Origin of the sequence: Limosilactobacillus gorillae, assembly GCF_001293735.1 — a bacterium.
GTDB lineage: Bacteria > Bacillota > Bacilli > Lactobacillales > Lactobacillaceae > Limosilactobacillus > Limosilactobacillus gorillae.
In genome coordinates, this window is sequence record NZ_BCAH01000052.1 from 1 (window position 1) to 6,608 (window position 6,608).

A 6,608-nucleotide genomic window follows, 5' to 3' on the forward strand; every position below is an offset into this window, starting at 1 on the left:
TATTTCTTACAATCTGCCATAAATATAATATTTACCATACTAATTATATTTTTATCACAATATAGTAGCTGGTTTTAGTTTTAGATAGTTATGTATACCATTACTATCATTATTTTTTCAAGCTTCTATGTTTATTGTATAATAAACTAAAAGTGGTTAAGTGTTAAGTTAAGATTTTACTTAATTTTTATACGGTATATCCACAAAAGACACTTGTTAACGTTCGATAATAAAGTAGGATTTAAGGAAGGCGGTTCCACTTAGAAATGTGGCTATTATCAGATCATCAGTGGGTTCTGCCTCAGCGAAGAAAGGACCCTTATTAGCAGACGTAAGAGCGCTCACTTAAGCGAAATATATATGAATATTGTGCTAATTAGTAATTTCCTTTCCATAGATATCTAAAAGAAAGCAAAAAGGTGACGCTGGGTGCTAGCACCTAACATCACCTTCTCCATTAATAGAACTTGATAAAAAGTCAAATAAGGGAGTGTGACACAGAAATCACACTCCCTTATTTATTTAATACTTTAGTTTCGGCGGCTTAAATGCATCCCGTCATCGTCTTTTTCAGGCGCTAACAGCGCTTGGTTGTTGTCTAATTCTGACTTGCCAGCGTAATGGTGCCGCTGTAACCAAATCATTGAAATAAGCAACAAGGCCACGAATACTAGTGCAATCGCTAAGAGGATGCTGTTACAAAAGGCCACGTAATGGGTGCCCAGTCCACCGCTGATACCGTTGCGCAAGCCTAGAATTGAGTAGGTCATCGGCAGGTACCAGTGGATGACGTTATAGAACTTCATCGTTAGCTCCATTGGGAAGGTCCCACCGGATCCACCAAGCTGAAGCATCAAGAGGACCATCGCAAAGAATCGCCCAGGATTGTCGAAGGTCATCGATAAGAACATGACCACCGCCATTGAGGCCCAGCCAAAGAGGACAAGGGTCCAGAAGAAGGACGGAACGTGGAGGACGTTAAGCCCAAGGAGCATCATAATCCCGCCTTCAGCAATCGCCATCGCGGTTATACTGGTCATCCCAACGGCTACCTTACTTGCCCACCAGGCGCTAGCCCGCCGTTCGGTAAGCGCAACACGCCGGATTGGGTAGACGAAGTTAAAGACCAGTGCCCCAACGTACAGTGCCACAGATAGGACATATGGTGCCAGGGCGTGACCGTAGTTTGGTACGTAGCTGTAGTCCTTGTGCTTAAGCACAGTTGGTGCAGCCACCATCCGGGCGGTCTTCTTGGTTGGCTTAACTTGGTTAACCGTTTTGGCCCCACTGGTCAGTTTGTCCGCCAGTTTTCCAGCCCCGGCGTTTAGCTTGGCCATTCCAGTTACCAGAGCAGGCGAATTATCGACCAGTTTCTGGGTCCCGGTTGCTAAGGCGCTGACCCCGCTAACCAGGGACGGTACCTTGGCGTTTAACTGAATCAGGGCACTGGCCAATTGGTTAGCACCACTGACCAAGGATGATGAGTTAGCCGTTAACTTGTCGGTCCCGGCACTCGCTTGGCCGACCCCAGCGGTGTATTGAGCGACCCCGCTCTCTAGCTGGTTAGCCCCGCTCTTGAGGGTTGCGGAATTAGCCATTAGTTGACTAGCCCCGCTGGCCGCCGTGTCGACGCCGGCGGTGTATTGGTTAATTCCCGCCTGGGCACTAGTCATCCCGCTCTGCAGGCTGGCGGCCCCGGAAGCCAGAGAATTGGTAGCTTGCTTCAACTCAGCCACCTTACTTGGCATCGATGACAGGGTACTCTGGTAGCCCTGCAAGGTCGTCAAAAGCTGGTTGGCCTGGGTGAGGGTTGTCTGGGCATTAGTTAACGTTGTTTGCAACCCGGCCAGGTTGTTCAGCTGGCTTTGCAGACCGCTCAAGCTCGAGCTCAAACTGCTTAACTGGCTCAGCGTTGTCCCCATCCCCTGGATGGTGGTGACGTTGGCCTGGGCCTTTTGAGCAATCGCCGTCAGCTGAGCCTTGGTGTTTTCATCCGTTGTACTTCCTGCTAGCTCCGTAGCCGTCTTGGCGATGGCGGCATCATTGGTCGCCACTCCGTTCAGGGCTCCGGCGGCTGAACTTGCCTTGCTCAGGGCGTCTTGAGCGCTCTTGAGCTGGGTCGCCTGGGTATTAACATCCTTGAGGGCGGATTGGGCCTGGGTCAGTCCCGTTTGCAGGCTTGCCAGGCTCTTTTGCATTTGACTAGCCTGATTCATGGCACTCATGATCCCAGTGAAATCCAGGCTGCCAAGGGAACTATTAACGGCGGTGTTTAGCTGGTTAGCCCCACTGCTTAATTCAGTTGCCCCCGTGTTTAAACTGGCAGCGCCGTTACGTAATTCACTGGAATTGTTCTTCAATGTCGTCAGACCGCTACCGAGCTGATCCACCCCACTGGTGTATTGGGCCACCCCGCTAGTTAGTGTCGCCGTTCCGCTGTTTAAAGCAGCTGAGTTTGCCGTCAGCTTGGTTAAGCCAGCGGCCACCAGGCCCACTCCACTCGTGTATTGATTTACCCCGCTGGCTAAAGTAGAGCTCCCGCTCGCTAGCTGGCTAGCTCCACTGGCCAGGGGCTTTACGGCTGCCTGCAGGGTTTGAACCCCGTTGTTGACGGTTGAGACCCCGGCGATAAACTGATTGGTCCCCGTGCTTAGGGTTACCATTCCATTGTTAATCTGCTTGGCCCCGCTGGCCGCCTGGTTAAAGCCCTTGCCAACCTTCTTGACCAGTTTGATCATCGTGTTAGCATAGGCCTCAGTTACTTGAGCACGGACCTGCTGGTTGAGCTTGGACATCGCCATTTCGCTGATAACCTGGCCGATGTAGTTTAAGGAACCGTTCGTTTCGTACTTGAGCTCCATTTTCTTGGGGTTCTTGTCTAAAACGGTGGCGGCATCCTTAGAGAAATTAGCCGGGATTGTCACCACCGTGTAGTACTTCCGGTGACTCAAGCCCTCTTCGGCCTTTTTCTTTGAAACTATTTCCCACTTCAGTTGCTTGTTCTTCTTAAGCTCACTCGCCAGTTGGCTACCAACCCTTAACGTTTGACCCTGATACCTAACGGCGTGGTCCTCGTTAACCACGGCGACCGGCAGGTTCTGGGTGCTCCCGTAAGGGTCCCACACTGACTTTAAAAAGAAGATGCTGTACAAAAAGGGAATAAAACAGATAACAATCGATGATAACAATAGGAGGCGATTCCGTCGAATGTGCCGGAATTCAGCCTTAATCATTTCCCACATTGTCTTTCCTTTCTCTCAATTGATTTTGGTTTGAAATTACTGGATCAAGGCGTGAACCGAACGTTTAATGAAAGCAACTACCTCTTCTTTGGGAACGTGGTAGTTATTTTCTTGCCACCAGTAAAAGGCCCCCATGATTGCCCCGCTCAACACGTAGGCTAACATTTCGGGGTTGGGGCTCACTTTCAAAGCGACCACGATCGTGTTTTGACTGGTGGTCTCACGCCGATCCAGCAGGATTTCAGCAATCATGCCAACCAACTCGGCTGAATAAGAGCTCCGCATCCCCCCATTAGCCAAGTTAGAAAAGATCACCCGGCTCTCTTCAATCCGGGTGACCAAGGCCTCAATTAAGTCATTTTCGGTGGCGGTTTGATCGATAACCCGTGCTACCCATGCTCCCAGTGTCTGTTCAAGCAGGTCATACTTGTCATGAAAGTAGCGGTAAAAGCTGCTCCGGTGCAGGAGTGCTTCTTCGCAAATTTGGTCGACAGTGATCTTTTCAAATGAAGACTTCTCTAACAGGTGCATTAAAGCGACCTCAAAGTCCCGCACGGTCCGATTGGCTTTCATGCTTGATCCTCCATTTCAAACTAACGCCCACATTATATCGTGAAACATTAATCTCTAACAGATTGGCTTCGCTATTTTTGTCTTATTATAAGACAAATGTAGCAAACTGTTTCATGATTAGTTTTACTAAATTTTTACAAAAAGATCCGCAGGCTTCCTTGGCTATGCTACAATAAAGGGCGTGGAAAGCGCTTACTAATTCATCAAGGAGATGTTTTTCAAATGCAAATTACGACTTCAGTCTTTGGAACTTGGCAGGGCCAAGACGTTATCAAGTACACGATGGAAAACGACAACGGCGTTCAAGTTAGCGTCTTGAACCTGGCTGCCCTTCTGCAGGCCTACGCCGTTCCAACCAAAACTGGCCAAAAAAAGAACCTCGTTTTATCCTCTGACACGGTGGCTGGTTTCATGGACAACGGCCTTTGCTTAAACAAGTCAATTGGTCGCGTAGCTAACCGGATCGGTGGGGGCCACTTCTTCATCGATGGCAAGGGATACCAAGTTGAACAAAACGAAGGTAACAATAACATCCACGGAGGCTCCCATGGCTTCAAGGACCAGATCTGGGATGCGTCCACCGACCAAGTTAACGACCAGCTTCAGGTTATTTTCACCAAGACCTTCACTCAAGAAGAAGACACCTTTCCAGGCACCGAAAACGCCCGAATCGTCTATACCCTTCACAAGGATAACCGGCTGACAATTGATTTTTACGCCTCAAGCAATCAACCAACCCTCTTCAATCCAACCAACCACACTTACTGGAACATCAGCGATGATGACACGATCGAAAACGTCACCTTAGCGCTGAACTCTAAGTACCACTTGGCTGTCGATGAAGGTAAGATCCCGACTGGCGAAAAGCTGGTTAACGCGGGCACCCCGTACGACTTTACGACGGCAACCCGAATGGGCGATGCCTTGGCCCAAATGAAAGCCCAAACTACCGAGGGGGGCTTTGACGATTACTTCGTGGTTGAACCAAGCAACACGTTAGATCACATGCCCGTTGCTATCATGAACGACCCCGCCTCCGGGCGCGAAGTCAAGATCTACTCCGATCGTAATGCTATGATCATGTACACCGCTAACGGTCTGGACAACTCCGTTAAGGATCTCGACCACCCTGCTCAACCATGGTTGGCCATGGCCTTGGAAGGCCAGACCCTGCCGGATGCCATTAATAATCCCGCCTTTGGCGACATTGTCTTACGGCCGGGCAAGCCACAACACTACCAACTCCAATACGTGGTAAAGTTCTAAACACAAAAAGGGACTGTGACAAAAAAACTGTCACAGTCCCTTTTTATTAGCTAGCGGTTGCTTCGGGTGCGTTCTTGCGTTCCCATTCTGGTGTCTTCCTTACGGTCTTGGTAAGCCACCTGGGCGACTAAGCCAAAATCGCCGTCGGTCAGAATCGTTGAACCCCGCCGGCCCGGAATCTTATGCGGGCCCCCGGTTACGTACAGGTTTGCCAGATAGAGGGCAAAGCGATGGTGGGCGGTGTGCGCGTCAGTTAAACCGACCCGCTTAATGTGGCCAACTGGCCGTTTTTCCATCTGGTTTAAACCAATATAGATTTCCAAGCGGTGCCCCAGCGGGTCGTGAATCAGCTCGAAGTACGGCGGTTGCTGGCCGGCGTTTAAGGCCGCTACCGGCTGACCGGTTTCCTGGTACTGAGCAATAATTTCATCGGTATCCAGGCCATTGTAATCAGCCAGGAGAATTCCCTGTTCAACTAGTTGGTCGACCACCTTACGCAGGTTCTCCTGCTCGTGGGAATCAATCTCCACCTCAGCTTGAATCACGTCTTCAGCGGTAAATAAACCGTTAGATGCCCCCATTGCCCGATTTTGCTGGGCCGCCAGCTTGGCTAGCCGCTGGCGTTCCTTTTCCTCAGGTGTCTCTCGCGTCGTCCCGGTAAGTTTAGACAGCCATGGCGATAAGAAATCAAAGCGTGAGGTTCTTCCCAGGAAATAATAGACAGCGTTCAAGTAAAGGTAATAGGTTACCCCTAAGACAGCTAAAAAGTATAAGAAGCCCCGCATCCAGGCCTGATTTTTCAACAGCATAAAGGTGACGTAGATTAAATAGCCATCACCGAAGAAAGCTAGGGCCACGTAAATACGGTTCTTGACCTTGACGCTTAGGTTAAAGTACCCCAGCGACCCGTTAATCATATCTAGCAATGAAAACATTTGGCCCCTCCTTAGTTCGTTGTTGTTGCCTCATTGTTATTGGTAGTGGTTGTTCCCGTAGTATGGCTATTGGTCGTCGTATTAGTTGTGTTATTGGTCGTTGTCGACGATGAAGACTCATTCGTCGGTGCCTTAGTACTACGGGTCGACGAGTTGTCCGTCGCGTTACTGGTCGTGCCCGTCGTCGTGTTGTTATTAGTGGTGTCTGTGGCGGTACTGGTCCTGTTAGCCGACGAAGAATCGGTACTGTTCCCGGTGGCCTGACTGCTGTTCTTGTCGCTACTGTCATCACTTGGCTTAGCGTTGCTGCCAGACTGGCTGGAATTCATCGAAGTCGAGCGGGAACTAGATGAAACCACCGCCGCCCCGTTGTTGGTGTTGGTCGTCTTGTTAACCACGACGTTGGTGGCCCCCAAGGCTAAAACTACCGACACCAAGGCAAACGGTGTGATAAATGGTGGTGTGTTTAATGGCATTCCGTTCTCATCTCCCTTTTTAGTCCCACAAATTATACACTAGCTAGTGGGCGAAAATGTTTAAAAGATCATTATTTTCTCGTTAACTATGTCTATTGATGTCAACTACGCACCGA

General features: G+C 49.6%; 5 protein-coding genes. 1 reads left to right on the forward strand and 4 read right to left on the reverse strand.

The annotated features are described in order from the left end of the window. Positions 1 to 530 precede the first annotated feature (530 nt). Positions 531 to 3,242: a YhgE/Pip domain-containing protein gene (locus AOQ57_RS07975; RefSeq protein ID WP_093626878.1), complete on the reverse strand. Its 2,712-nt coding sequence runs from the start codon at positions 3,240 to 3,242 to the stop codon at positions 531 to 533. A 36-nt stretch (positions 3,243 to 3,278) separates the two neighbouring features. Beyond that, on the reverse strand, positions 3,279 to 3,815 hold the full coding sequence (locus AOQ57_RS07980) for a TetR/AcrR family transcriptional regulator (RefSeq protein ID WP_093626880.1): 537 nt from the start codon (positions 3,813 to 3,815) through the stop codon (positions 3,279 to 3,281). A 222-nt stretch (positions 3,816 to 4,037) separates the two neighbouring features. Between AOQ57_RS07980 and AOQ57_RS07985 the strand changes: the two genes are divergently transcribed. After that, on the forward strand, positions 4,038 to 5,081 hold the full coding sequence (locus AOQ57_RS07985; protein ID WP_093626882.1) for an aldose epimerase family protein: 1,044 nt from the start codon (positions 4,038 to 4,040) through the stop codon (positions 5,079 to 5,081). Positions 5,082 to 5,131: 50 nt separating this feature from the next. Here AOQ57_RS07985 and AOQ57_RS07990 read toward each other — a convergent pair whose 3' ends face one another. Together AOQ57_RS07990 and AOQ57_RS07995 are read right to left on the reverse strand one after the other, a co-directional pair. Beyond that, the gene (locus AOQ57_RS07990; protein ID WP_093626884.1) at positions 5,132 to 6,016 is read right to left on the reverse strand and encodes a DUF6681 family protein; all 885 of its coding nucleotides are present in this window, start codon (positions 6,014 to 6,016) and stop codon (positions 5,132 to 5,134) included. 11 nt (positions 6,017 to 6,027) lie between these two features. Next, on the reverse strand, positions 6,028 to 6,492 hold the full coding sequence (locus AOQ57_RS07995) for a hypothetical protein (protein ID WP_093626886.1): 465 nt from the start codon (positions 6,490 to 6,492) through the stop codon (positions 6,028 to 6,030). Between the last annotated feature and the right edge of the window lie 116 nt (positions 6,493 to 6,608).

Coding starts and splice junctions, on each gene's coding strand:
- AOQ57_RS07980 (WP_093626880.1), bottom strand. CDS start 3,815: ATGAAAGCCAATCGGACCGTGCGGGACTTTGAGGTCGCTTTAATGCAC.
- AOQ57_RS07975 (WP_093626878.1), bottom strand. CDS start 3,242: ATGTGGGAAATGATTAAGGCTGAATTCCGGCACATTCGACGGAATCGC.
- AOQ57_RS07995 (WP_093626886.1), bottom strand. CDS start 6,492: ATGCCATTAAACACACCACCATTTATCACACCGTTTGCCTTGGTGTCG.
- AOQ57_RS07985 (WP_093626882.1), top strand. CDS start 4,038: ATGCAAATTACGACTTCAGTCTTTGGAACTTGGCAGGGCCAAGACGTT.
- AOQ57_RS07990 (WP_093626884.1), bottom strand. CDS start 6,016: ATGTTTTCATTGCTAGATATGATTAACGGGTCGCTGGGGTACTTTAAC.